The following is a 25089-nucleotide window of genomic DNA, read 5'->3' as shown; positions in this document are numbered from 1 at the left end:
GTCTGTTCCCGGACGCTCCGGGCGGCTACGATCACCGGCAATCGTTAAGGAACTTTACTAACAATCGCCGCCGCCAGGAGCCCGAGGAGGACCGCTCGTGACCCCACGCCGGCCAAGAATGCCCGGACGGCTGTTAGCAGTCGCCGCTCTGACCGCCGCGTTGATCCCCGGCGTCGCCGGGGCCGCTTCGGCCGGGCCGGAACCCGGACAGGCCGCGATTCCCGGTTATCTGATCCAGTCCTCGGCCAAGGTGTCCGACGACGCCTCGGTGTCAAAGCCCGGCTTCGACGCGAAGGGCTGGTACCCGGTCGGCTCGCAGTCGACGGTCTACGCGGGACTGCTCGCCAACGGCCGCTACTCCGACCCGTTCTACTCCACGAACATGAAGAACGTGCCGGCCGCGGACTTCAAGGTCCCGTGGTGGTACCGGGCCGACATCAAGGTCGCGGACCCGTCGCAGCGCACCTACCTCGACATCAGCGGCGTGCTGTCCAAGGCCGACATCTGGGTCAACGGCACCCGCGTCGCGACCAAGGACGACGTCAACGGCCCCTACACCCGGCACGACCTCGACGTGACCAAGCAGGTCCACGAGGGCGTCAACAGCGTCGCGTTCAAGGTCTACCCGAACGACCCGAACAACGACCTGTCGATGGGCTGGATCGACTGGGCGCAGACCCCGCCGGACCAGAACATGGGTCTCGCCCGCGAGATCGTCGTCCGGCACAGCGGGCCGGTCGCGCTCCGCGGCGCGCACGTGGTCACGAAGCTGAACGTGCCCGCGCTCGACCACGCCGACCTCACGGCGAAGGCCGACGTCCGCAACGACTCCGACTCCGCGGTCCGCGCCACGGTGTCCGGCACCGTCGCGGGCAAACCGGTGAGCCAGGACGTTTCCCTTGCCGCGCACGAGAAGAAGACCGTCTCGTTCCCGGTGATCGGCGTCGACAAGCCGCAGGTGTGGTGGCCCGCCGGCATGGGCGGGCAGCCGATGCAGCAACTCGACCTGACCGCGACCGTCGGCGAGACCACGTCCGACGCGAGCCACTCCAGCTTCGGCATCCGCGACGTCAAGGCCCCGCTGAACTCCAGCGGCGGACGGCAGTACCTCGTCAACGGCAAGCCGCTGATGATCAAGGGCGGCGGCTGGTCCCCCGACCTTCTGCTGCGCTGGGACGCGGGCCGCGCGGCCGACAAGCTCGCCTACGTCAAGAACCTCGGCCTCAACACGGTGCGCCTCGAAGGCCACATCGAACCCGACGCGTTCTTCGATCTCGCGGACCGGATGGGCGTGCTGACCATGCCCGGCTGGGAATGCTGCGACAAGTGGGAAGGCCAGGTCAACGGCGACGAGAAGGGCGAGCCGTGGACCGAAGCGGACTACCCGGTCGCCAAGGCGTCCATGACCGCCGAGGCCGAGCGGCTGCGCGACCACCCGAGCGTGCTGTCCTTCCACATCGGCAGCGACTTCGCGCCCGACGCGCGGATCGAAAAGGGCTACCTCGACGCGCTGGCCGCGGCGGACTGGCCCGCGGCGGTGATCTCCGCGGCCTCGGCCAAGGCGTCGCCGAAGCTCGGCCCGTCCGGGATGAAGATGAACGGCCCGTACGACTACGTCCCGCCGAACTACTGGTACGACAAGGCGCACAAGGACGCGGGGGGCGCGTGGAACTTCAACTCCGAGACCAGCGCCGGGCCGGACATCCCGACGATGGACACGCTCAAGCGGATGATGACGCCCGCCGAGCTGGAAACGCTCTGGAAGAACCCGGCCGCGCCGCAGTACCACCGCTCCGAGTCGGACACCTTCGCCAACCTGAAGATCTTCGGCGACGCGCTGGCCGGCCGCTACGGCAAGCCGACGGGCCTCGACGACTTCGTCCGCAAGGCGCAGCTGGCGCAGTACGAGAACGTCCGCGCGGAGTTCGAATCGCACTCCCGCAACTTCACCGACTCCAAGGACCCGTCGACCGGGCTCATCTACTGGATGCTCAACAGCGGCTGGACGTCGCTGCACTGGCAGCTGTTCGACGCCTACCTCGACCAGAACGGCTCCTACTTCGGGGCCAAGAAGGCGAACGAGCCGCTGCACATCCAGTACTCGTACGACACCAAGTCCGCTGAGGTGGTCAACTCCACCACGAAGAAGGCGTCCGGCCTGACCGCCACCGTCGAGCTGTTCAACACTGACGGCACGAAGAAGTTCTCGAAGACCAAGAAGGACCTCTCGGTCAACGGCGGCGGCGCGCACGCGAAGGCACTCGACATCGGTTCGGTCAGCGGGCTTTCGTCGACCTACCTGGCGAAGCTGGTGCTCACCGATTCGGCGGGCAAGGAGGTCAGCCGGAACGTGTACTGGCTGTCCACCAAGGACGACAAGCTCAACTGGAGCAAGTCGGACTGGTACTACACGCCAACTTCGTCGTACGCCGACCTGTCCGGGCTGTCGAAGCTGGGCGCGGCGAAGGTGGCCACCACGGCGACCTCCGCGCCGGGTCCGGACGGCACCACTGTCACCACGGTGAAGCTCACCAACACCTCGTCGGGCAAGACGCCAGCGTTCATGGTGGACACGCACCTGGTGGACAGCGCGGGCACTCCGGTGCTTCCGGTGTCGTGGTCGGACAACCAGGTCAGCCTGTGGCCGGGCGAATCGGTGACGATCATCGCCACCTACCGCACGGCCGACCTGCACGGCTCGGCTCCGTCGGTGCGGGTCGCGGGCTGGAACACCGGCACGCAGACCGTCCACGCGTAAGCGCTGTGGGACTAGCGGGTTCGCCCGCTAGTCCCACAGCCGACGCTGTCCGGGATCCGGATCGGACACCGTCGTGCTGACGTCGTCGAACAACCGGGTCACGCGGTCCTCCGGTGTGTAGGCCGCCCATCCCGGATCGCCGGTCGCCACGAACCGGACCCACGTTCCGAACATCTCTTCCGCCATCGCCCGCAGCCGCTCCGGATCGGGGCGGGCGATGGCGAACATAAAGCGCCAGTTGGGGTTGCGGACGTCGTCGAACACGAACGGCAGGTCCACCCCGTGCGCCGCGCCGAGGCCCTTCCCGCGCGGCGCGATCCGCCAGTCCAGCCGGTACATCCACGCCGTGCCGCCCGCCGCGTGCTGGGTTTCCGCGAGCCGGATCGCCGGCAGCCACCAGTCCCCCGCCGTGCGGACGCGGTTCACCAGCTGGTCTTCCGGCCAGTCCGGCAGCAGCTCCCGGTACGCCTCGGTCATCCGGGCGATGACGTCCGGTTCGAGCATCGTCGACCCGGTGCCGAGCAGTTTCGCGCCGCCGGTTTGCAGCCAGGAGAACAGGTCCTGCTCGTCGGCCGTGGTTCCGGTGAGGATCCGGACCTCTCGGGCCGCACCGTCCGCCACCGCTTCGCCGGGCCGCTGCGGCAGCAGATCCCCGTCGACCACCACGCGATACGTCACGAGGGTGCCGAGGTGAGCCGTAACCCGTTGTTGCGCGGTCAAAATCTCCGTGACCGGCAGCGTGGACAGGTCTGCGTCCCCCAGCTCGGCCAGCACCGCCTCGCCGACCGCTTCCGCCTCGGCCGGAGTGTGCACGACGGAACCGACGCCGGTGCCGCTCTGCACGATCGCCTGGCTGAACAGCCCTTTCGCGGCCGGAACCGCCAGCAACGTCCCCACCGTGCGGCCGCCGTTGGACTGCCCGGCAAGCGTGACGCGCCGCGGGTCGCCGCCGAACGCGGCCACGTTGTCGCGGACCCATTCCAGCGCCAGAACCTGGTCGTGCAGCGAGAGATTCCCGTCGGAAACCCCGGGCAGCCGGAGCATGCCGAGCACCCCGAGCCGGTACGCGACGGTCACGACGACCACGCCGCGGCGCGCGTACGCGGACGCGTCGAACTGGTGCGGCGCGCCCATCACCCCGCCACCGCCGTGGATCCACACCAGCACCGGATACGAGCCGGGTGCTTCGGGCGCGTAGACGTTGACGTACAGGCAGTCCTCGTCGCCGATGAAGCGTTTCCCGGTCACGTCGGGCTGCGGTGCTTTGGCGGCGAATTCCGTCGCGTCGCGCACTCCGGTCCAGGACGCCACCGGCACCGGCGGCCGGAACCGCAGCTCCCCCGTCGGCGGCTGCGCGAACGGCACCCCCAGGAAGCGCCCGACTCCGTCCCGCACCTCGCCGCGGACAGCACCGGCCCGCGTCTCCACCGTCGTCACGACCGGCAGCCTAACCCCGGCCCCCTCGCGGGCCGGAAAGCCGCGGGCGATGATTACGCCGTGGAAATCGCAGCGGAATTGGTGGCGCTGGTCCTGACGGTCCTCCTGGTGACCGTCGTCGCGCGCCGGATGGACTGGTCGGCGCCGCTGTGCCTGGTCGCGGTCGGCGTCGGGGTGTCGTTCGTCCCCGGGGTGCCGCAGTACGAACTGGACCCGGAGATCGTCCTCGTCGGACTGCTGCCGCCGCTGCTGTACTCGGCGTCGCTGCAGACGTCGCTGGTCGCGTTCCGCAAGCTGCGCGGGCCGATCGCGCTGCTGTCGGTCGGGCTGGTGGTGTTCACCGCGTTCGGCGTCGGCCTGGTCGCCTGGCTGGTCGTGCCGGGATTGCCGCTGGCCGCCGGGATCGCGCTCGGCGCGGTCGTCGCTCCGCCGGACGCGGTGGCCGCGAGCGTGGTCGCGCGGCGCGTCGGGATGCCGCGCAAGCTCGTCCGGCTGTTGGAAGGCGAGAGCCTGTTCAACGACGCTGCCGCGCTCGTCGCGCTGCGGACCGCGATCGCGGCGATCGCCGGCGCGGTCAGCCTCTGGCAGGTCGGTCTCGACTTCCTGCTCGCGGCCGTCGGCGGGATCGTCGTCGGCTTCCTAGTCGGGCTGATCGTGACGTACGTGCGCGCGAAGCTGGAGGACACGCTCACCGACACCGCCCTGTCGTTCGCGGTCCCCTTCGCGGCCTACCTGCTGGCTGAAGCGGTGCACGGATCCGGCGTGCTCGCGGTGGTCGTCACCGGACTCATCCAGGGACACCAGACGCCGCGGATCCAGTCCGGTCCGTCGCGACTGGCCAGCAGGCTGAATTGGGAGACCGTCCAGTTCCTGCTGGAGAACATGGTCTTCCTGCTGATCGGCCTGCAGGTGCGGGGAATCCTGCACGAGGTCGGCAAGAGCGGGCTGTCGCTGTGGCAGCTCATCGGGATCTGCGTCGCGGTGCTGGCCGCGACGATTCTCACCCGGATGCTGTGGATGGTCGGCATCGGCGTGGTGAAACGTCTCCTGAACACCTTGGGCCTGGAACGCGGCAAGGTGTGGCCGTGGCGCTATTCGGCGGTGATCGCGTGGGCCGGGATGCGCGGCGTGGTCACGCTCGCCGCGGCGTTCGTGCTGCCCGCGGACACCCCGCAGCGCGCGGTGCTCGTGCTGGCCGCGGTCGTGGTGGTGGCCGGGACGCTTCTGGTGCAGGGCATGACGCTGCCGCCGCTGATCCGGCGGCTGCGGCTGCCTCGTCCAGACCCGGCGGAGGACGCGCTGCAGGAAGCCGCCGTGCTGCACGACATGACCCGCGTCGCGCTCGCGAAACTGGAAGAACTACGCCGTCCGGAAGACCCGCCCGAGGTGATCGAACGGCTGCGCGACCGGTTGCAGGGCCGGTCCGACGCCGCGTGGGAACAACTCGGACGGCAAAGCGCGCTCGCCGAAACCCCGAGCGACGCCTACCGTCGGCTTCGTGTCCAGCTGCTCGAAGCCGAACGCGAACAGTTCCTGAAGGCGCGCGACCGCGGCACCGCCGACGACGCCGTGCTGCGCCGCGTGCTGGCCCGCCTCGACATCGAAGAATCCATGCTCGACCGCGACGAGGAGGAACCCCCGGTGGCCGAACGCGAACTCAGCACCCCCGCCGCCACGGCCGGGTCGTGCAAGCACCTCAGCCACGAGTGGCCGGACAAGGAGCCCAGCTCCCCGGATTCCTGCGCCGAATGCATCGAGGCCGGGTTGACGTGGGTGCATCTGCGGATGTGCCTCAAGTGCGGGCACGTCGCCTGCTGCGATTCGTCGCCGGGCAAGCACGCCTCGCAGCACTTCCACGAAACCCGGCATCCGGTGATGCGCAGCTTCGAGCCGGGCGAGACGTGGCGATGGTGCTTCGTGGACAAACAACTCGGCTGAACCGACCGGTCAGGGCCGGTTAGGGTCGGGGCATGAGCACGCCCGAACAGGAAGTCGAGTACCGCCAGCACCGCTTCAGCCCGCCCTCGGGCGCCACCGAGATTTTCCTGGTGCGCCACGGGGAATCGATGCCGCAACGGCTCAGCGAGCCGTTCGATCTCGTCGACGGCCAGGCCGACCCGGACCTCGCGCCGGAAGGCCGCGACCACGCCGCGCGCGTTGGCGAACGGCTGGCGTCCGAACGCATCGAAGCGGTGTACGTCACCACGTTGCGGCGCACCGCGCAGACCGCCGCGCCGCTGGCGGAGAAGCTCGGCCTCACCCCGTCCGTCGAGCCGGATCTGCGCGAAATCCACCTGGGCGAATGGGAAAACGGGCTCTTCCGGAAGCACACCGCCGAAGGGCATCCGCTGGCGCAGAAGCTGTGGGAAGAGCAGCGCTGGGACGTGCTGCCCGGCGCGGAATCCGACGAAGCGTTCGGCCTGCGCATCCGGGCCGCGCTCACGCGCATCGCCGCCGCGCACCCGGATCAGCGAGTCGCGGTCTTCACCCACGGCGGCGTGATCGGCGAGGTGTTCGCGCAGGCGAGCCGCTCGCTGGAGCGGTTCGCGTTCTTAGGCGCGGACAACGGATCGATCTCGCACCTCGTGGTGTACGGCGAGAACTGGCTGATCCGCGGCTTCAACGACCGCTCTCACCTGGCCGCGCCGCTCGGCTGAACCGACTCGTCGCGGCGGATGAACCCCGCCGCGACGAGCTCCACCGTCACCAGCACCGCGATCGCCTCCGCGGCCAGCAGCCCGATCAGCACCAGCACCTGCGTGGTACCGGCCTGCAGCGGACTCGCCCCGCCCAGCAGAACGCCGACGTACGCGCCCGGCAACGTCACCAGGCCGACTGTCCGGGTCTGATCGAGCGCCGGAATCAACGCGTGCCCCGCCGACGGACGGCAGATCTCCAACGCGGCGTGCCTGGGCAGAAACCCCAGCGCGAGTGCGGCTTCGTACTCGCCGCGGCGCTGCTTGAGCTCGTCGAGCGCGCGCCGGGCCGCCTGCGAGGTCGCGGTCATCGAACCGCCGATCACGATCCCCGCGACCGGCACCACCGAAATCGGCTTCGCCGGGACGACCCCGGAACCCAGCACCAGCCCCAGCACCGGCACGACGCCGGACGCCAGCGACAACGCGACCCACCCGATCCGCCGCGGCACCCCGATCCGGCTGGCGGACGTCGCGGCGGCGATGGAGAACATCGCGAGGACGAACAGGCCGGTCAGCCAGCCTGAACGCAGGATGAAGGTGATGACCAGCGAAACGAGCGCGAGCTGCGCGACCGCGCGGACCGCCGCGACGAGCACCGCCCGCCCCTGCCCCAGCTGCCCGAACCGGACGACGGCCGCACCCGCGAGCGTGAGCACGACGAGCACGGCGATCAACGCGGGCCCGAACCCGATCGCACCGTTCACGGTGGTGATCCTGCCGCAGGCGGGGGTGCGGCGCGGTGAACCGGGCCGGTTCTTGCTGACCAGCGCTGCCCCGATGACGCTTTCTCGGGAGCGCGCGGTGGTTCTCGCCTCGGCGGCCAGTCCCGACGCGCAATGCCGAGGTTCGTGAGGGGAACCCTGAGGGAATCTGATTCCCTCAGGGTTCCCCTCACGAACCTTTCGCGGGAACAGAGCCACGCAACCCGCCTCGCCAGCCGGTGCACCCACATGCCTGGCCCAGCGCCGCCGCGCACCGCACTACTGAGAAACCCCAATGTGGCGTTGGGTGCGTGTGGCGCACCGAATGCCACTTTGGGTGCATGTGACGCACCCAATGTGGCATTGGGACGCAAGCGGGTTCAGGACAGGGCGGCCAGTGATTCGAGCAGGATCTGCAGACCCTCGGCGGCCTCGGCTTCGGTGAGCGTCATCGGCGGTCCGATGCGCAATACATTCTTGTGCAGCCCGCCCTTTCCGATGAGCAGCCCGCGCTCTTTCGTTTCTTCCAGCATTTGTTTCGCGGCAACAGTATTCGGCGTCGTGGTGCCGGGTTCGACGAGTTCCACGCCGATCATCAAGCCCTTGCCGCGCACCTCTCCGACGAACGGGCTGTTCGCCGCGCGCAGTCCTCGCATCAGCTGGTCGCCCCGGGCTTTGCAGTTCGCCTGCAGGTCGTGGTCGTCGATGTAGTCCAGGACGGCCAGCGCGCCCTGCATGGATACCGGATTGCCGCCGAACGTGGAGAAAGACTCCGCGCGGAAACAGTCCATGACGTCGCCCCGGGCGACCACCCCGCCGACAGCCAGGCCGTTCCCCAAGCCCTTGGCGAAGGTCATCATGTCCGGCACCACGTCGTGGGCCTGGATGCCCCAGTAGTGGTCGCCGGTGCGGCCCCAGCCGGTCTGGACCTCGTCGGAGACGAACAGGATGCCGTGTTCGTCCAGGACTTCTTTCATCGCCTTGAACAGCCCGTCCGGCGGGGAGCTGAAGCCGCCTACGCCTTGGATGGGCTCGGCGATCAGGCAGGCCACGTCGCCCGCGGTGGCGGTTTCCAGGAGTTCCACCAGGTCGGCGACGCAGGCGTCGATGTAGGCCGCGTCGGGGAGGTCGCGGAAGGGGCTGCGGTAGCGGTAGCCGCCGTGGACGTAGTTCACCTTGATCGGGCTCAGGGACGACGCGGACCAGCCGCGGTTGCCGGTGATCGCGACCGTGCCGAACGACCGGCCGTGGTAGGAGTTCCGCATCGCCAGGACCTGGTTGCTGCGGCGGTACTGGGTGGCGAGCATCAGCGCGGTGTCGTTGGCCTCGCTGCCGGAGTTGGTGAAGAACACCTTGGCGTCCGGGATGCCGGAACGCTCCGCGATCCGCTCGGCCAGCTCCACCTGCGAGCGGATCAGGTAGAGCGTCGAGGTGTGCAGGACGCCGGTGTCCAGCTGCTTGCGGACGGCGTCGCTGATCGCGGAGATGTCGTAGCCCATGGCGTTGGTGAGCACGCCGGCGAAGAAGTCGAGGTAGGTGCGGCCGGTGGAATCGGTGAGACGGCGATCCTGCGCGTGCACGATTTCGATCGGCTCGTCGTACAGCAGGGACATCCAGGACGGGAGCACCGCGCGGTGGCGCGCGAGCAGGTCGTCGGTCATGTGAGTTCCCTCCGCTCCGGGTTCTAGCGAGTATGGGGAGCGCGGGAAACGGGCGACAACGATCAGACTGTCGCCCGGTCGGAAGGCGGCCGCACAGTGTGTACGGGAAACCGCGTCGAAGTCGTGGCTGGCCTGCGACTACCCTTCTGTGCGTGATTGACCCCAGGACTCTGCGCGAAGACCCGGAAGCCGTGCGCGCGTCGCAGCGTGCCCGTGGCGAGGACGAGGGAGTGGTCGACAAGCTGCTCGACCTCGACACGCGTCGCCGCTCTGCGATCGCCACCGCCGACAAGCTGCGGGCCGAGCAGAAGTCCGTGTCCAAGCAGGTGCCGAAGGCCTCTCCCGAGGACAAGCCCGCCCTGCTCGCCCGCGCCAAGGACCTCTCGGCGCAGGTCAAGGCCGCCGAGGTCGAGCAGAACGAGGCCTCGGAGGAGTTCGACCAGCTCTTCCGCGTCCTGCCGAACCTGGTGCACCCGGACGCGCCGATCGGCGGCGAGGACGACTTCGCGGTGCTGAAGACCGTCGGCGAGGTGCCGTCGTTCGACTTCGCCCCGCGCGATCACCTCGAGCTGATGGAAGGCCTCGGCGCGCTCGACATGGAGCGCGGCGCGAAGGTGTCGGGCTCGCGGTTCTACTTCCTGTCCGGCGTCGGCGCGCAGCTGCAGCTGGCGCTGCTGAACATGGCCGTGGCGCGCGCGATGGCGAACGGCTTCACGCCGATGATCACGCCGTCGCTGGTCCGCCCGGAGATCATGGCCGGCACCGGTTTCCTCGGCGCGCACTCGTCGGAGGTGTACCGGCTGCGCGACGACGACCTGTACCTCGTCGGCACGTCGGAGGTCCCGCTCGCGGGCTACCACTCGGACGAGATCCTCGACCTCGCCGCCGGTCCGCGCCGCTACGCCGGCTGGTCGTCGTGCTACCGCCGCGAGGCCGGGTCGTACGGCAAGGACACCCGCGGCATCATCCGCGTGCACCAGTTCGACAAGGTCGAGATGTTCGTCTTCGCCAAGCCGGAGGACGCCGAGGCCGAGCACGAGCGGCTGCTGGGCTGGGAAGAGGACATGCTGGCCGCGATCGAGGTCCCGTACCGGGTCATCGACACCGCGACCGGCGACCTCGGCACGTCCGCCTACCGCAAGTACGACTGCGAGGCGTGGGTCCCGACGCAGGAGACCTACCGCGAGCTGACGTCGACGTCCAACTGCACCACGTTCCAGGCCCGTCGGTTGTCCGTCCGCTACCGCGACGACAACGGCAAACCGCAGACGGCCGCCACGCTGAACGGCACGCTGGCGACCACGCGGTGGATCGTCGCGATCGTGGAGAACCACCAGCAGCCCGACGGTTCGGTCCGGGTGCCGGTGGCGCTGCGTCCGTTCCTGGGCGGGCTTGAGGTGCTGGAGCCGGGCAAGCGCTGAGCGGCCGAGTTCCGTTGGTACGTGAGGGGAACCCTGAGGGAATCTGATTCCCTCAGGGTTCCCCTCACGTACGTCCGCTGGAGCAGGAGGCCAGCGGCCAGTCCCGGAGTTCCGTGATCGCCGGGTCGTTCCTTCCCGTTCCGCAGGTGCCGAACCGCACTGGTCAGTAGGGTGCGGAGCGGAGGAGGCAGCTGATGAGGTTCAAGGGAGCGGCGCTCGCCCTGGCGGCGGTCGCGATGCTGCTCGCCGGGTGCACGCAGCAGGTGAGCGGCGTGGCTTCGCCGGTGCCCGGGCAGGGGCCGGTCACGCCGGTCGTCGACCCGTGCGCGCTGCTCGACGCGAAGCAGCTCGCCGGGCTCGGCTACAAGCCGCAGGGCAGGTCGGTGAAGGCCAGCAAGGCGCAGCGCGCGCCCGCGATGTGCCTGTGGACCGCGACGGACACCGAGCACACGATCGTCATGTCCGTCGGCTGGTCGGTGGACCTGAGCCTCGACGACTACCTTCAGGGCGCGATCAAGAAGGCCGATCCGGTGCAGCTCGGCGGCTTTCCGTGGACGCGTTACGCCGGGTTCATGGGCGGCAGCTGCGACCTGTACACGACGCTCGGGCCGAAGTCGTTCGCCTTCGTGAGCGTGTCCTTTTCGGACGAAGCGCAGGCGTGCGAGCGCGCGAAGAAGGTGATCCCGCAGGCGGCCGCGCATCTGCCGGGCGGGCAGCCCGCGCCGCCGATCGCGCCGAGCACCCCGCCGGAGGGCACCGCGCCGACCGGGCCGCTCGCGTCGGTCAATCCGTGTCAGCTGTTGAAGCCGGAGCAGGCGCAGCAACTGAAGATGGTGCCGAACGGCGAACTGGACAGCTCCAAGGTCATCTCGCCGAACGTGACCTACTGCCTGTGGAAGGACACCGACGGCGACGGCGGGCAGAAGCCGTTCGAGGTCTGGGTCGGCCCGGACGTGCCGATGAAACGCTGGCCCGGCATGGACGTCGCGCCGACCGAGCAGATCGACGCGAACGGCCGGAAATGGTCGCTGTTCCCGAACTTCAACGATTCCGGCGGAGTGATCTGCGCGGCCGGGCTCGCGGTTTCGGACACCGCCTCGATCCAGATCGTCAGCGGGCAGCTGGCGGACAAGACCAAGGCGTGCGACGTCATCAAGGCCGGAATCCCGATGGTGTCAGGGAATCTGCCGGGCTGAACCGTCTACATCGGACGGTTCAGTCGGTCACCTGGTCGGCGATGTACTTGGCGATCTCCAGCGCGCTGGTCGCCGCCGGGCTCGGCGCGTTGAGCACGTGCACCTGGTCCTTTGTGGACTCGATGAGGAAGTCGTCCACCAGTGAACCGTCCGGCCGCAGCGCCTGCGCCCGCACACCGGAACCGTGGCGCACGATGTCGTCCTCGGTGACCGCGGGCACGAGCTGCGCGAGGCTGGCGGCGAAGCGCTTCTTCGAGAACGACCGCAGCACCTCTTCAAGCCCCGTCGGATACGCGTACTTGCGCGCGAGCTTCCACGCGCCGGGGAAGCGGGCGACGTCGGCGAGGTCCTTCACCGACACGTCCGCCCAGCGGTAGCCCTCGCGGCGCAGCGCGAGCACGGCGTTCGGGCCCGCGTGGACGCTGCCGTCGAGCATGCGGGTCAAGTGCACGCCGAGGAACGGCAGCGTCGGGTCTGGCACCGGGTAGATCAGGCCGCGCACGAGGTGGCGGCGCTCCGGCTTCAGCTCGTAGTACTCGCCGCGGAACGGCACGATGCGCGCGCTCGGCTTGAGACCGGCCAGTTCGGCGACGCGGTCCGCGTGCAGGCCGGCGCAGTTGACCAGCGCGTCCGCGTGCAGCACCTCGGAACCGGTGGCCACCTCGACGCCGCCGCGGCGAGCCGGGCGGATGCCCAGCGCGGGCGTGTTCAGCCGCAGGTCCGCGTCCGCCTCGTCGAGCAGTCGCACGAGCGCCGCGCACACCGCCGGGAAGTCGATGATCCCGGTCGACTCGACGCGCAGCGCGGCGACGCAGGACACCTCCGGCTCGTACTCGCGGGCCTCCGCGGGGGTGATCCGCTTGGCGGGCACGCCGTTGGCCTCGGCGCGCGCGGCGAGCGTGTCCAGCGCGGGGATCTCCTCCTCCCGCGTGGCCACGACGAGCTTGCCGCACACCTGCACCGGCACCCCGTACTGCCGGGCGAAATCCACAATGGACCGGTTGCCGCCGACCGACATCCGCGCTTTGAACGAGCCCGGCTTGTAGTACAGCCCGGCGTGCACGACATTGGAGTTGTGCCCGGTCTGGTGCGCAGCCCAGCTAGCTTCCTTTTCGAGCACCGTCACGTCCTGACCGCGCTGGGACAGCTCCCACGCGACCGACAGCCCGACGATTCCCCCACCGATCACAACTACGTTCCGCACGGCAGGGAAGGCTACGCGCTCCGGTGCGGCGCTGCGTACCCCCCGACGGCGTGGTACCCGTTCACTGAACCGGGGACAATCCGGCCAACCCGAGCCGTTGCTGCGGTTCGAGCTGCTTACCGGCGGTGTAAGCGGCGGTGAACCCCTCAGGTCCGAGAGCCTTCTGCGCGGTTGCGGTGACCTGCGCGACATCGTGCTGGCCGGGCACGGCGGCCCCGCGCACCGCGGCTGCCGCGCCGAGCAACGCGGCGGCGTCGGCGAACCGGCCCTCCTCGGCGAAGACCCCGGCGACGCCCTCGAACGCGGTGGCCAGTGACCCGTGGTCATGCCAGCGATGCGCGGTCTCGACCCCCAGCCGCATCCGGCGGCGGGCGTCCTCCGGGCGGTGCTCGGCCACGTCGATCCAGCCGAGCGCGATCGACGCGGCTGCTCGCACGATGGCGGCCGAGAACGAGTCCGCCGTGCATTCGGCAAGCGCTTGCTCGGCGAGCGCCCGCGCGCCGGCCAGATCGCCGGAGCGGCGGGCGAGGCCGGACAAGCCGACGTGACCGCTGCCTCGCGTCTCGGGCATGCCGGTGCGGTGGGCCAGCTCGACGGTTCGCTCATAGTCGGTCTTCGCGCCGTCGAGATCGCCGCGCAGCGCTCGGCTGTCGCCGCGGCGGCACAGCAGGTCCGCGTAGTCGTCGGTCGCGCCGAGCGTCTGCATGAGCGACAGGGACTCGGTCATCGCGGCGAGCGCTTCTTCGTGCCTTCCGAGGAGAACCAGCAGCTGTGACAGGTGGTCGAGCGCCATCGACAGCCCCCAGCGTTCGCCGAGCGCTCGGTAACGCGCTTCGCCTTCGCGTAGGCCGCGCTCGGCTTCGTCGAGTTCCCCGGCGAGCATCGAGCGCAGCCCGTCGCCCATCGGCACGAGTGCGGTGAGCCACGGGTCGGGGTGGTTTTCGAGCCCGGACAGCCGAAGCCGCGCGTCGTCGTCCTCCGGCGGCCCGAGCACGACGCCGGACAGCATGAGCATCATCGGATGCTCCGGCGTCCAGGAACTGTCCACCAGGTACTGCTCCACATAGGACCGATAGTTCGCCGTCTCGGCGGCTTCAGGAGCACCGGCCATCGCGGTCAGCAGGCACATGAGGAATTGCTCGTGGTGTCCGTCCGGCGGTTGCGCTTGGCAGTGGCGCACGATTTCCATCGACAGCGCCGCGCCTTCGTAACGTCGTCCGCGCAGCCACCAATACATCGACAGCGCGGTGGCGATCCGCAAAGCAGTCGACGGGTCCGCTGCGGCCGACCATCGGAGCGCGGCCACGATGTTGTCGTACTCGGCGTCGATTTTGCGCAGCCAGTCGAGCTGTTCCGCGGTACGCAGCTTCGGGTCGGCTTCCTCGGCGAGGCGCAGGAACGCTTGTGCGTGCGCGTGCCGGAAGCGTTCAGTCTCGCCTGCGGCGTCGAGCTTTTCCGCGCAGAACGCGCGGATCGTCTCCAGCATTCGGTAGCGCCCGCTCGACGGCTCCACGAGCGACTTGTCGGCGAGTTCGGTGAGGAGGTCGACGGGGACGTCGCACACCTGCTCGGCGTACGCGAGCGTCGCGCCGCCGGTGAAGACGGTCAGGCGGCGGGCGAGGCGGCGTTCGTCGTCATCGAGGAGGTCCCAGCTCCATTCCACGACACCGCGGAGCGACCGGTGTCGTTCGTCCGCGGTGCGGCTGCCTCGGGCGAGGAGTTGGAAGCGGTCGTCGAGCCGGGCGGCGATGTCGGCGACGGGCAGCGTGCGCACTCGGGCGGCGGCCAGTTCCAGCGCGAGCGGGAGGCCGTCGAGTGCGGTGCAGATCCGCACGACGTCGGCCGCGGTTTCGTCGGTCAGCCGGAATCCGGGGTCGCTCGCTCGCGCGCGGTCGAGGAACAGCCGTACCGCGGGATAGTTCTCCACGGTGGATGCGCCGGGCGGCGGGACGGCTAGCCGGGGGATAGGTGCGAGCTGTTCACCGGTGATGCCGAGCGGTTCCCGGCTCGTCGCGAGGACGCGCAGCCCGGGGCAAGCAGGCAGCAACTGCGCGACGAGCCGTGCGGCGGCGGCGATGACGTGTTCGCAGTTGTCCAGCACCAGCAACGTCGCCTGGTCGCGCAATGCCGACACAAGCCGTTCGACGGGATCCTGCCGACCGCGAGCGCCCTCGCGTAGACCGAGTGCGGTGAGGACGGCTTGCGGGACGTCGTCGGCGACGTGCGGAGCCAGCTCCACGAAGACGCACGGACCCGCGTCCGCCGCGGCTTCGATGGCCAGCCGGGTCTTTCCGGTCCCACCCGGACCGAGCAGCGTGACGAGCCGGGCCTGTCGCAGGAGATCGGCGACCTGCTTCAGCTCGTTGTCCCGGCCGACGAAGCTCGTGAGCTGTGCGGGCAACGGCGTCGCGGCGTTCGCGGACTCGCCGCGCAGGGCGGCCAGATGCGCCTCGGTGAGGTCTGGACCAGGGTCCGCGCCCAGCTCGTCGGCGAGCGTGCGGCGGGCGTCCTCGAACGCGGCCAGCGCCTCGGCGGTCCGGCCGGTCGCGTGCAACGCGCGCACCAGTTGCGCCTGCGACCGTTCGCGCAGGGGGTTCTCGGCGACGGTCGTGCGCAGCTCATCGATGACATCGGAGGCGCGGCCGAGCGAGATTTCCGCGTCGACCCGGTCGGCCGCCGCCTCGGCGCGCAGCTCGCTCAGCCGGGTGGTTTGCACCTCTGCCGCAGGGACGTCCGCGAACGCCGGTCCGCGCCACAGAGCCAGCGCTTCGCCGAGCAGATCGCTGGCCCGCGTCGGGTCGCCCGCGGCCAGTTCGCGACGGCCCTCGCTGGCCAGTCGTTCGAACCGGTGCGCGTCCACTTCGTCCGGTTCGATCCGGAGGCGGTACCCCGCCGAGGTGAGTTCGATCGGCAGTTTCAGCGCGCTGCGCAGCCGCGAGACCTGCGATTGGAGCGCGTTGGCCGCGCCGTCCGGCGGTTCCTCGCCGTAGAGCCCGTCGATGAGCCGCTCGGCGGACACGAACCGCCCGGCGTCCGCCGCGAGCAAGGCGAGCAGCGCCCGGCCTCGCGGGCCGCCGACAGCGACCGTCCCGCCCGCGCCGTCCCACGCGACGACGGCCCCCAATACCCCGATCCGCATCCCGTGAGCCTATGCCCCGATCGGGTGTTTACCCGTGGGTTCTGTCCCCGAAACAGGCGTCGAGCGCGACTTCTATACACTTCGGCGCGACCCCGCGCAATGCGGGACACCCCGATGCACAGGAGATCTACAGTGGGCGAACCCGTCCTGCTCGGGAAGCCGACCGTCGGCGACGAAGAGCTCGCAGCCGTCGCCGAAGTGTTCCGTTCCGGCTGGCTGGCCGGCGCGGGCCCGGCGTGCCGTCGCTTCGAGGAGCGGTTCGCGCAGCTGACCGGCACCGCGCACGCTCTGACCACCAGCAACTGCGGCTCCGCCCTGTTCCTGGGCCTGAAGGTGCTCGGCGTCCAGCCCGGCGACGAGGTGATCGTCGGGGACTACACCTTCCCGGCGACCGGCCACTCCGTGCTGCAGGCCGGCGCGAAGCCGGTCTTCGCCGACATCCGCCCGGACATCTTCAGCGCCGACCCGGCCGCGATCGAAGCGCTCATCACGCCGCGCACGGTCGGCATCCTGGCCGTCGACGTCGCGGGCCAGCCCGGCGACTTCGACGAGTACCGCGCGATCGCCGACAAGCACGGCCTGTGGCTGTTCGAGGACGCCGCCTGCTCCGCGGGCGCGACCTACCGCAACCGCCCGGCCGGCAGCCTCGCCGACCTGGCCGCGTTCTCCTTCCACGGCCGCAAGGGCATCACCGCGGGCGAGGGCGGCGCGCTGGTCTCGAACCGCGAGGACCTGATCGCGCACGCGCGCAAGATCCACACCTACGGCATCGAGCCCGCGTTCACCCGCGAGGGCTCGCAGGAACTGCCGATCCCGACGTTCCACGAGCTCGGCTGGAACTTCCGGCTCTCGGACATCCAGGCCGCGATCATGGGCGTGCAGCTCGACCGGCTGCCCGACCTGCTCGCCGCCCGCCGCTCGGTCGCCAAGCGCTACCACGAGGCCTTCGAGGACGTCGACGCGCTGACCGTGCCGGTCGAGGCGCCCGACCGCGAGCACCCGTGGCAGGCATACTTGATGACGGTGGCCCCGGAGATCAGCCGCGACGCGCTGGCTCTGCGGATCCGCGAGCAGGGCGTGCAGTGCAACTTCGGCACCTACGCCTCCCACTTGCAGCCGGTGTACGGCGAGCAGCAGCCGCTGCCCGTCTCCGCCGACGCTTTCCGCCGCCAGCTGGCGATCCCGATGCACGCGGAACTCACCGACAGCGAAGTCGAGCGCGTGGTCGCCACCGTGCGCGAAGCCGTGTCCGCTCTTTCCTGATCCCGCCGACCTTCCTGAGGAGAACCCATGTCCGACAAGAAAGTTTTCTTCACCGGCGCCGGCGGTTTCATCGCCTCGCACGTGATCCCGCTGCTGCTGGAGAAGGACTACACGGTCCGCATCTTCGACAACATGACCCGCGGCGACCGTGACCGCGTCAACGAGTTCGTCGCCACCGGCAAGGTCGAACTGGTCGAGAAGGACGTGCGCTACGGCGTCGGCGTCCGCGAGGCCATCCGCGGCTGCACGCACGCGATCCACTTCGCCACCGTGTCGATCAACAAGTCGGTCGCGGACCCGGGCGAGTCGATCGACATCAACATGGTCGGCAACAACAACGTCTTCGCGGCCGCGGCCGACGAGGGCGTCGAGCGCCTGGTGTTCGCCTCCAGCGCCTCGGTGTACGGCGAGCCGGAGCGGCTGCCGATGCACGAGGACGACAAGCTGAACCCGCTCACCCCGTACTGCATCTCGAAGCGCGCCGGCGAGGACCTGCTGGGCTTCTACGAGCGCACCAAGGGCCTGTCCTGGAACGCGCTGCGCTTCTTCAACGTGTACGGCCCGGGCCAGAAGATCGAGGCGTACTACACCTCGGTCATCAACCACTTCATCCAGCGCCTGCGCGCCGGCCAGCCGCCGATCATCGACGGCGCGGGCGACCAGTCGATGGACTTCGTGCACGTCACCGACCTCGCCAAGGGTGTCGTCGCGGCGCTGGAGTCGGAGCAGTCGAACCTTCCGATCAACATCGGCACCGGCATCGACACCTCGATCGCCACGCTGGCGAAGATCCTGATCGAGGCCGTCGGCGTCGACGTCGAGCCGGTGTTCAACAAGCGCGACGTCCTCGTCTCCCGCCGCGCCGCGGACATCACCCGCGCCCGCGAGGTCCTCGGCTGGGAGCCGACCATCACCGTCGAAGAGGGCATGCGCGCCTTGGTGCGGGACTCCGAGTGAGCCTCTCCGTCGGCGCGTCTTCCGAGGGGAATGCGTAATGAGCACTGCGGGCCCGGCAGAAGGAAAGCCCATGCGGATCGTGGTGGTGAACAACTTCTTCCCGCCGCGAGTGGGCGGAAGCGCGCACATGTCGGCTTCGCTGGCCGCGGAGTACGCGGCCGCCGGGAACGAAGTGCTGGCGATCACCGCTGCCTACGGTGACGCGCCGGCGGAAGAGGAGCGCGACGGATACCGCGTCGTGCGCCTGCCCGCGGTGAAAATGCCGCAGCTCGGCCTGTCGATCGACTTCGACATGACGTTCGCGTCGATGCGGCCGGGCAACTGGCGGCGGCTGTGGAAGCTGCTGAACGAGTTCAAACCGGACGCGGTGCACCTGCACGGGCAGTTCTTCGACCTGTCCTGGATGGTCGGCATTTACGCGCGCCGGCACAAGCTGCCCGTTCTGCTGACCATCCACACGCTGCTGATCAGCGAGAACAAGATGTACGGCCGGGTTTTCCGCGCGCTCGACGCGATGCTGGTCAACCCGGTGCTGAAGTACCTGCGCCCGCGCTACATCATTCTCGACAAGCAGGGTGTGGACTACTGCGTCCAGCGCTACGGCACGAGCGACGACAACTCCGAGTACTTCCCGATCGCGGTGGACACCGGGCATTTCGCGAAGCCGGTGACCAAGGACGTGCGCGCGGAACTGGAAATCGGGGACGCGCCGCTGATCGTGTCGCTCGGGCACGTGATCCCGCTGCGCGACCGGCTGCCGCTGATCGAGGCGCTGCCCGCGATCCTGGAGCGCCACCCCGGGCTGCGCGTGGTGGTCGTCGGGCGGGTGTACCACGACGCTTTCCAGCAGCGCGCCAAGGAACTGGGCGTTTCCGACGCACTGATCGTCACCGGCGCGGTGCCGAAGGCGGACGTGCCCGCGTACTTCGCGGCCGCGGACATCGTCACGCACGACCTCAACGGCGGCTGCGGCACCGCGTCGCTCGAGGCGATGCTGTCCGGGACCGCGACCATCGCGTCGGTCACCGAGGACAACTACCCCGGCATCGAACTGCACAACGGCGAGAACATCCTGCTGGTGCGGCCCAACGATTCCGAGGCGGTCGCGACCACCGTGCTGTCCCTTTTGGACGACCCGAAGGAACGCGCGCGGATCGCCGAACGGGAAGCGTCGATGGTCCGGGACAACTTCGGGCTGGACGTAGTGGCCGAGGAACACCTGCGGGTGCTCACGAAACTGGTGGCGGACAACTGATGTTCTTCGACGACGAGCGCAGCAACCGGCTGCGCCCGATGATCCTGAACGACCTCGTCACGCAGTACATGAACGACGCCGAGCGGGCCAAGTTCTTCGGTCTGCCGCAGTCGTGCCGCGTGCGGGAACGGGCCAAGATCGTCAGCCCGGACAACCTCACGATGGGCGAACACTGCTGGGTCGGCGAGGGCGCGGTCCTCGACGCGAGCGGCGGGCTGGAAATCGGCGAACACACCAGCATCGGGCTGAATACGCTCGTGTTCACGCATTCGAGCTGGCTCGCGAACATGGCGCTGGAAAACCATTCCGGCAGCGACCTGATCGAACGCAAGCCGGTGAAAATCGGCAAGGGTTGCTTCATTGGCGGCCTCGTGGTGATCATGCCGGGCGTCACGATCGGTGACTTCGCGACGGTGCAGCCGAACTCGGTGGTAGCGAAGGACGTCCCGGAACGCTCGCTGGTAGCGGGCAACCCGGCGCGGGTGTTCCAGCGCTACGACGAGGAATACATCGAGTCGGAGGTCAAGCGGGTCCGCGAGGAAAACGCCCGCCGCCGCGCACTGTCGGACGATCCGTCTGGGTGGGGCTCTCCGTCGGGTGACTTCAGCGGGAAGTGATTCGGACACGGTGCGTCACGCGCTGGCGGATGCTCCGGGTAACATGGGACACTGCTCTCGGTCACTGTCGGTGAAGGAGAAGTCATGAGTGTCCTTGAATGGCCTCATCGCCTCCTGACCCTTGACGACTGGGCGGACCTTCCGGCGCACCCGGAGGTGCGGGTCGAGGTCGTCGAAGGGGTCCTGTCAGTGTCGCCGCGTCCGATGTCGCTCCACCAGCTGATCATCAGCAGATTGCCGTATCTGCTGACGATGCAGCTGCCTCCGGAGTCGGTCGCGGTCGGAGAATTCGAGACGGTGCTGGCCGCCGTCCCGCCGACGGTGCGGGTGCCGGACGTGGTGGTCGCGCCGTCGGACCTCATCGAAGCGAACATCCCGCGGATCGGGGCTGACGACGTTTCACTGGTGGTCGAGGTGCTTTCGCCTGCCACCAAGGACGTCGACCAGGGCGCGAAGCTGTTCGAGTACGCCGATGCGGGTATCGAGGATTACTGGATCGTCGATGTGGACCCGCCGGTGAGCATGATCGCGTACCGGTTGATCGACGGCGATTACGAGAATTTCGGCGAGTATTCCGGCGCGGTGGAGCTCGAGGTCGCGGGGGTTCCGGTGAAGTTCGATCTGAACTCGTTGATTGATCCGCGCGCGCAGCGCTGACCTTCGCGTCTTGCTGGCTCTTGTTGATTGGGCGCGTTTTCCGGAGAACCCAGAGGTCCGGACTGAGGTCGTTGACGGAGTTCTCGCCCCGTCGCCGCGTCCGATGTGGTTCCACCTGCGGTCAGTGACGCGGTTGGCGTTCCTCCTCGACGAGCAGCTCTGCCCGGAGATGAGCGCCGGTGCCGAGGCGGAGCTGCTCCTTTGTGAGAGCCCGCTGACGATCCGCGTCCCGGATGTCGTCGTGACCTCGGCTGAGGTCGCCGAAGCCAACCCGGCGCGCATCGCGGCGGCCGACGCCGAGTTGGTGATCGAGGTGCTGTCTCCGGGCACGAAGCACGTCGACCTGGGCGCGAAGCTGTTCGAGTATGCCGACGCCGGTATCGAGCATTACTGGATCGTGGATGTGGATCCGCCGGTCAGCATGATTGCCTACCGGCTCATCGACGGTGATTACGAGAATTTCGGCGAGTACTCCGGCAGCGTCGAGCTGGAAGTCGCGGGCGCGCCGGTGAAGCTCGACCTCGACGCGCTCATCGACCGACGCGCCCAACGCTGACCCCGAGCACCTCCCCGAACACCATGCGTCGCCATTGAGACAAGACTGTCCAGCCATTACATCGACGCACGTCTCCCGCCCCCGTAACCTGGTCAGTAAGGCCGAGACCGGGAATCAGGGGTGGGAGCGTGCGCGGGGACGACGAGTTCGCCGACTTCGTGCGGTCCTGTTCCGCGAGGCTCACGCACGCCGCCTACCTGCTCACCGGCGACCGTCACCAGGCCGAGGACGCCGCGCAGACCGCCTTCACTCGCACGTACGCGGCCTGGCCTCGGGTCCGGCGGAAGAATCCCTACGCCTACGCCCGCCGCGTGCTGGCCAATCACGTCATCGACATCTGGCGCCGGCCGATCCGCGAATACGCCACCGAGGAGATGCCGGAACCGCCGAAGGTTCCCGACATCTCGCACGCCGTCGCGGATCGGGAATGGCTTTCCGACGCATTGGCCCGGCTCACCGCCCGGGAACGCGCGGTCGTCGTGCTCCGGCATTTCTTCGATTTGCCGGAACACCAAGTCGCCGAGGAATTGGGCGTGTCCGTCGGCACGGTCAAGAGCACCAATTCGCGCGCGCTCGCGAAGTTGCGTGTCGATGGCGATGCGCTCGTCGGGGAGGTGAGCGCGTGACCGACGAACTCGACCGGTTGCGCGCCGCCCTCCAAGAAGCGCCCGCGGAGCCCTTTGCTGAGCCCGATCTCGACCGCATCATCAAGGAAGGCGGCCGGATTCGGCGTAGGCGCAGGTTTCTGACGTCGTCTGGCGCGGCGATGGCTGTGGTCGCCGTGGTGTTCGGTGCGGCTTGGCTCCGTTCGCCGGGCAGCGCGCCGGAGCAGGTGCACGCGGCGACGGCACCCACGCCCTCAGCGATAGCAACAACAACGAGCGCGACCACACCAGCACCGGCACCGACCTCGGCGGAGAAGCCACTCGGCGAAGTGATCTCCACCGGTACCTACACCGACGGCGCGGAACTTGTCTTCTACGCAACGGAAATCGACGACCCGGACAACTTGCCGACTGTCCAATTCGGAGTGATGGCCAGCCTGTACGAGCCGGACGGAAACCTGCGTCCGCTCTACCTCGCCAACGAATCCGACGGCAAGGACCGCTCGTTCGGCTTCCACGCTACGTCAGGCGGCACGACCGTCGCGGACATCTGGGTGCCGGTGTACGGCTACTTCAGCGGACCGGCCGCCCGCATCGAGACCACAGTGGACGGTCGCACGATCCCGGCGCACACGGCGCGCTGGAGCGAGGATCCCGAGGTGGTCGTGTTCTGGTTCGACCAGGACGACGTGCCGTCCGCCGAGCGGGCGACCCCGCTGGTCGCCTACTCCGCGGACGGCAAACGCCTCACCAAATAATCAGGCGGCCTCAGCCAGAACCTGCGCCACAACCTCGTGCGACGGCAGAATCAGCGCGCGCTCGACGTCCGCGTCGACCTTGCCCTCCAACAGATCCACGAACCGGTCCAGCTGGGTCGCCAGCGGCTCGCGCGCGGTGACCAATTCCGGGATCTCGATCACGGTCTGCTGCCGGTAGCCGAGACCGTCGGGAGTGACCGAATCGTGCGAGACGTGCCGGTAGATCGTCACGTCGCGGCGCAGCAGGTCGATCTCCACCATGCGGTCCAGTTCGGACACCATCAGCGACCGGACCTTGCGCTGCGCCAGCCGCGAAGCCGACACCGTGGCGAGGCCGGTGGGGAACGACAGCACCGTCTCGATGGTGTCCTCGGCCCCGGTGACCGACTGCGGGTGGAAGTACCCCGCGCTGGAGGTGACCCGGCCCGGCGTCGCCCCGCCGAAGAACTGGATCGCCAGGTCGACGTCGTGCACCAGCAGGTCCCACGCGACGCCGGTCTTGATCCGCGGCGCGTACGGGCCGTGCCGGCGCGCCATCAGGTGCACCGGTTCGTTCACCAGCGCCCGCGCGGTCATCACGGCCGGGTTGTAGCGCTCCAGGAGCCCGCACATCAGCGGGACGTCCTTCTTTGCCGACAGGGCAACGATTTCCTGCGAGAACTCAAGACTGTTGCACACCGGCTTCTCGACCAGCATGGGCTTGCCCTGGCCGAGAATCTCCTGTGCCAGCTCGTAATGCACCTCGGTGGCCGAGGCGAGCACCACAGCGTCCACATCGGACAGTGAGCCGATTTCCGGCGTCCACTGGGTTTCGTAGCGGTCGGCGACCGCGCGGCCCGCTTCCTCGCGCGGGTCGATCACGCGGGCCAGGTCCACCCGGTCGTTCTGCGACAGGACGCGCGCGTGCAGCGAGCCCATGTTGCCGGTGCCGACGAGTGCGATGCGGTGCGTCATGCGCCGAGTACCTCGCGAACAGTCTCGATGATCTGGTCAAGCTCGGACTCGGTCAGGTGCGGGTGCACCGGCAGCGAAAGCGCCTGCGCGGCAACGGCTCCGGCCACCGGGAAGTCTTCGACGCGGGCGTCCGGGATCAGCGGGTGCCCGCGGTAGCACTCGTAGTCGAAGACGATCTTCGGGTAGTAGATCCCGTTGCCGATGCCGCGTTCGGTCAGCGCGGAGGCGAACTCCTCGCGCGAGAGCATCGCGTGCGGGCCGACCAGCACGGTGTACTGGTGCCACACGTGTTCGCGGCCGGGCAGCACCTGCGGCACCTCGAGGCCCGGCGTGCCGGCGAGGCCCTCGGACAGCCGCTTCGCGTTGGCCTGTCGTGCCGCGGTGAGCTGGTCGAGCTTCTCCAGCTGCGGGATGCCGACGGCGGCGTGCAGGTCGGTCATCCGGTAGTTGTGGCCGGCCATCTCGTACTGGTAGCGGGCCTTCATGCCCTGGTTGCGCATCACGCGCAGCTTGTCGGCGAGCGCGTCGTCGTCCGTGGTGATCACGCCGCCCTCGGCGGTGGTCACGTTCTTCGTCGCGTACAGCGAGAAGCAGCCGATGCCATACGAGCCGGCCTTGCGGCCTTCGAACGAGGCACCGACGGCCTGCGCGGAATCCTCGACCACGTGCAGTCCGTGCTCCGCGGCCAGCGGCGCGAGCTTGCCCATGTCGGCGGTCTGCCCGTACAGGTGCACCGGCATCAGCACCTTGGTGCGCGGGCCGACGGCGGCCGCGACGGCGTCCGGGTCGATCGCGAAATCGTCGCGGCGGATGTCGGCGAACCGCACGGTCGCGCCTGCTTCCAGGATCGCGTTCAGCGTCGCGACGAAGGTGAACGGCGAGGTCACGACCTCGTCGCCGGGCTGCAGGTCGAGTGCCTGCAGTGACGCGACCAGCGCGGTCGTCCCGTTGTTCACGGCGATGGCGTGTTTCGTTCCGGAGACGTGTGCGAACGCGTCCTCGAAACGCTTTACCATCGGGCCCTGGGCGATAGCGCCGGATCGCAGCACTTCGACGACCAGGTCCTCCGCAGCACGGACATCGACCACGGTAATGGGGATCATCTGCAGTCTCTCGCTCTCGGCGGGCACTTTCGGCGCGTCCGGTACAGTCTTGCCTCGGCATGGCACGAGCCCCGAGTTCGGTGCAGTCAGCACAGACGCGGGCGTCACGATACTCGCCGACCACAAGTGGGCTTCCGGCTACCGTCCC

The 25089-nt window shown here is 69.0% G+C and carries 20 protein-coding genes; 13 read left to right on the top strand and 7 right to left on the bottom strand.

Annotation, left to right across the window (positions count from 1 at the left end):
• Positions 1-118: 118 nt before the first annotated feature.
• Positions 119-2758, top strand: coding sequence for a glycosyl hydrolase 2 galactose-binding domain-containing protein (locus tag ACWDNU_RS27125; protein WP_449670976.1), 2640 nt, complete (start codon positions 119-121; stop codon positions 2756-2758).
• Between the two features lie 27 nt (positions 2759-2785).
• On the opposite strand, the gene ACWDNU_RS27120 is transcribed toward ACWDNU_RS27125, so the two are convergent.
• The gene (locus ACWDNU_RS27120) at positions 2786-4195 is read right to left on the bottom strand and encodes a carboxylesterase/lipase family protein (RefSeq protein WP_449670964.1); all 1410 of its coding nucleotides are present in this window, start codon (positions 4193-4195) and stop codon (positions 2786-2788) included.
• Between the two features lie 60 nt (positions 4196-4255).
• On the opposite strand from ACWDNU_RS27120, the gene ACWDNU_RS27115 reads away from it, so the two are divergent.
• Both ACWDNU_RS27115 and ACWDNU_RS27110 read left to right on the top strand, forming a co-directional pair.
• Complete coding sequence (locus ACWDNU_RS27115; RefSeq protein WP_449670963.1) at positions 4256-6133, top strand: Na+/H+ antiporter; 1878 nt, start codon at positions 4256-4258, stop codon at positions 6131-6133.
• Positions 6134-6165: 32 nt separating this feature from the next.
• Complete coding sequence (locus ACWDNU_RS27110) at positions 6166-6852, top strand: histidine phosphatase family protein (RefSeq protein ID WP_370936279.1); 687 nt, start codon at positions 6166-6168, stop codon at positions 6850-6852.
• On the opposite strand, the gene ACWDNU_RS27105 is transcribed toward ACWDNU_RS27110, so the two are convergent.
• The gene (locus ACWDNU_RS27105; RefSeq protein ID WP_449670962.1) at positions 6828-7598 is read right to left on the bottom strand and encodes an ABC transporter permease; all 771 of its coding nucleotides are present in this window, start codon (positions 7596-7598) and stop codon (positions 6828-6830) included. The genes ACWDNU_RS27110 and ACWDNU_RS27105 overlap by 25 nt on opposite strands.
• A gap of 377 nt (positions 7599-7975) precedes the next feature.
• On the bottom strand, positions 7976-9256 hold the full coding sequence (locus tag ACWDNU_RS27100; RefSeq protein ID WP_449670961.1) for an aspartate aminotransferase family protein: 1281 nt from the start codon (positions 9254-9256) through the stop codon (positions 7976-7978).
• Positions 9257-9408: 152 nt separating this feature from the next.
• On the opposite strand from ACWDNU_RS27100, the gene serS reads away from it, so the two are divergent.
• Both serS and ACWDNU_RS27090 read left to right on the top strand, forming a co-directional pair.
• On the top strand, positions 9409-10677 hold the full coding sequence (serS, locus tag ACWDNU_RS27095; RefSeq protein WP_449670960.1) for a serine--tRNA ligase: 1269 nt from the start codon (positions 9409-9411) through the stop codon (positions 10675-10677).
• A 194-nt stretch (positions 10678-10871) separates the two neighbouring features.
• A complete protein-coding gene (locus tag ACWDNU_RS27090) occupies positions 10872-11873 on the top strand; it encodes a DUF3558 family protein (protein ID WP_449670959.1) in 1002 nt (333 codons plus the stop codon).
• Between the two features lie 19 nt (positions 11874-11892).
• On the opposite strand, the gene lhgO is transcribed toward ACWDNU_RS27090, so the two are convergent.
• Together lhgO and ACWDNU_RS27080 are read right to left on the bottom strand one after the other, a co-directional pair.
• Positions 11893-13077 (bottom strand): L-2-hydroxyglutarate oxidase, encoded by a 1185-nt coding sequence (lhgO, locus tag ACWDNU_RS27085; protein ID WP_449670958.1) that lies wholly within the window; start codon positions 13075-13077, stop codon positions 11893-11895.
• Positions 13078-13138: 61 nt separating this feature from the next.
• Entirely contained in the window at positions 13139-16216 is a 3078-nt protein-coding gene (locus ACWDNU_RS27080; RefSeq protein ID WP_449670957.1) for a BTAD domain-containing putative transcriptional regulator, read from the bottom strand.
• Between the two features lie 114 nt (positions 16217-16330).
• Between ACWDNU_RS27080 and ACWDNU_RS27075 the strand changes: the two genes are divergently transcribed.
• The 8 genes from ACWDNU_RS27075 to ACWDNU_RS27040 all read left to right on the top strand — a co-directional run bounded on the left by ACWDNU_RS27075 (position 16331) and on the right by ACWDNU_RS27040 (position 22884).
• The gene (locus ACWDNU_RS27075; RefSeq protein ID WP_449670956.1) at positions 16331-17479 is read left to right on the top strand and encodes a DegT/DnrJ/EryC1/StrS family aminotransferase; all 1149 of its coding nucleotides are present in this window, start codon (positions 16331-16333) and stop codon (positions 17477-17479) included.
• A gap of 27 nt (positions 17480-17506) precedes the next feature.
• Positions 17507-18436 carry an NAD-dependent epimerase/dehydratase family protein gene (locus tag ACWDNU_RS27070; protein WP_344281820.1) on the top strand — a complete coding sequence of 310 codons (930 nt, stop codon included), beginning with the start codon at positions 17507-17509 and terminating at the stop codon, positions 18434-18436.
• A 70-nt stretch (positions 18437-18506) separates the two neighbouring features.
• Positions 18507-19691: a glycosyltransferase family 4 protein gene (locus ACWDNU_RS27065; protein ID WP_370932596.1), complete on the top strand. Its 1185-nt coding sequence runs from the start codon at positions 18507-18509 to the stop codon at positions 19689-19691.
• Positions 19691-20308: an acyltransferase gene (locus tag ACWDNU_RS27060; RefSeq protein ID WP_449670955.1), complete on the top strand. Its 618-nt coding sequence runs from the start codon at positions 19691-19693 to the stop codon at positions 20306-20308. The genes ACWDNU_RS27065 and ACWDNU_RS27060 overlap by 1 nt, the downstream gene beginning before the upstream one ends.
• 84 nt (positions 20309-20392) lie before the next feature.
• Positions 20393-20965, top strand: a complete 573-nt coding sequence (locus ACWDNU_RS27055) for a Uma2 family endonuclease (RefSeq protein ID WP_449670954.1) — start codon at positions 20393-20395, stop codon at positions 20963-20965.
• The gene (locus ACWDNU_RS27050; RefSeq protein ID WP_449670953.1) at positions 20943-21521 is read left to right on the top strand and encodes a Uma2 family endonuclease; all 579 of its coding nucleotides are present in this window, start codon (positions 20943-20945) and stop codon (positions 21519-21521) included. Before ACWDNU_RS27055 ends, ACWDNU_RS27050 begins: the two co-directional genes overlap by 23 nt.
• Positions 21522-21649: 128 nt before the next feature.
• Positions 21650-22147, top strand: a complete 498-nt coding sequence (locus ACWDNU_RS27045) for a SigE family RNA polymerase sigma factor (RefSeq protein ID WP_370932592.1) — start codon at positions 21650-21652, stop codon at positions 22145-22147.
• Positions 22144-22884, top strand: coding sequence for a hypothetical protein (locus tag ACWDNU_RS27040; protein ID WP_449670952.1), 741 nt, complete (start codon positions 22144-22146; stop codon positions 22882-22884). The genes ACWDNU_RS27045 and ACWDNU_RS27040 overlap by 4 nt, the downstream gene beginning before the upstream one ends.
• Here the strand turns inward: ACWDNU_RS27040 and ACWDNU_RS27035 are convergent, their stop codons facing one another.
• The gene (locus tag ACWDNU_RS27035) at positions 22885-23838 is read right to left on the bottom strand and encodes a Gfo/Idh/MocA family protein (protein ID WP_370932590.1); all 954 of its coding nucleotides are present in this window, start codon (positions 23836-23838) and stop codon (positions 22885-22887) included.
• A complete protein-coding gene (locus tag ACWDNU_RS27030) occupies positions 23835-24941 on the bottom strand; it encodes a DegT/DnrJ/EryC1/StrS family aminotransferase (RefSeq protein ID WP_344281799.1) in 1107 nt (368 codons plus the stop codon). Before ACWDNU_RS27030 ends, ACWDNU_RS27035 begins: the two co-directional genes overlap by 4 nt.
• Between the last annotated feature and the right edge of the window lie 148 nt (positions 24942-25089).

Source organism: Amycolatopsis sp. NPDC003676, from assembly GCF_053587275.1.
Note: the sequence above shows the minus strand (reverse complement) of the source record. Positions and strands in the feature narration are given on the sequence as shown.